Origin of the sequence: Paraburkholderia sp. Ac-20347, assembly GCF_017104805.1 — a bacterium.
Classification (GTDB): Bacteria; Pseudomonadota; Gammaproteobacteria; order Burkholderiales; family Burkholderiaceae; genus Paraburkholderia; species Paraburkholderia tropica.
On record NZ_JAAGPN010000617.1, the window covers coordinates 1 to 933 of the forward strand.

At 69.5% G+C, this 933-nt stretch carries 1 protein-coding gene; it reads left to right on the top strand.

Annotated elements, in window-relative coordinates; all coding sequences use genetic code 11:
- The coding region (locus tag G3N97_RS39040; protein WP_241031112.1) for an alkaline phosphatase family protein at window positions 1-933 on the top strand (933 nt) is incomplete at both ends.

A 933-nucleotide genomic window follows, 5' to 3' on the forward strand; every position in this document is an offset into this window, starting at 1 on the left:
GCCCAACCGCATCGCGACCGACCCGCCGCACGAATTCGACGACGTGGCCGCGCAGATCGCGGGCACGCCGCCCATGAGCGGCTTCGCGAGCGGGCCGAACGCGGCGGTCGCGATGCAGGGCTTCGGCGCGGACGCACTGCCCGTCGTCGACCAGCTCGCGCGCGAGTTCGTGCTGTTCGACAACTGGTTCTCGTCGATGCCCGGACCCACCTGGCCCAACCGCTTCTTCGCGCACGCGGCGTCGTCGGGCGGCCTCGCCAACAGTCCGGGCGGACTGACGAGCGCGGCGTCCGAAACCATCGACAGCCTGGGCTTTTCGTTCCAGAACGGCACGCTGTTCGCGCGCCTCGCCGCGAGCGGCAAGCGCTGGCGCGTCTATCACGCCGACGCCTTTCCGCAGGTGCTGGCCATCAAAGGCCTCGTCGGCGGCTTCTTTCACGGCGACACCTTCCGCACGATCCGCCCCGGCAGCGCCGACGACGCCTTCCAGCAAGATCTCAACGACAGCGGCGGCTACGATATCGACTACACCTTCATCGAGCCGAGCTACGGACTGCTGAGCGCAAATTTCGCCGATGGCAATTCGCAGCATCCGGTCGGGTCGATGTCCTCGGGCGAGCGCTTCATCCAGTATGTGTACGAGACGATCCGCAACGCGCCGGCCGTCTGGGCGCGCAGCGCGCTGCTGGTGACGTGGGACGAACACGGCGGCTTTTTCGATCATGTGCCGCCGCCCGCCGCCGTGCCGCCCGGCGACGCCGATCTGAACGGTCATCGCGCCGCCGTGCCCTGCGAGTTTGCGTTCGACCGGCTGGGCGTGCGCGTGCCCGCGCTGCTGATTTCGCCGTGGGCGCCGCGCGGAACCACGGGCAGCGCGCTGTTTCCGCGCGCGGCGGGCGCCATGCAGGACACGGCGTTCGACCATGCGTCGAT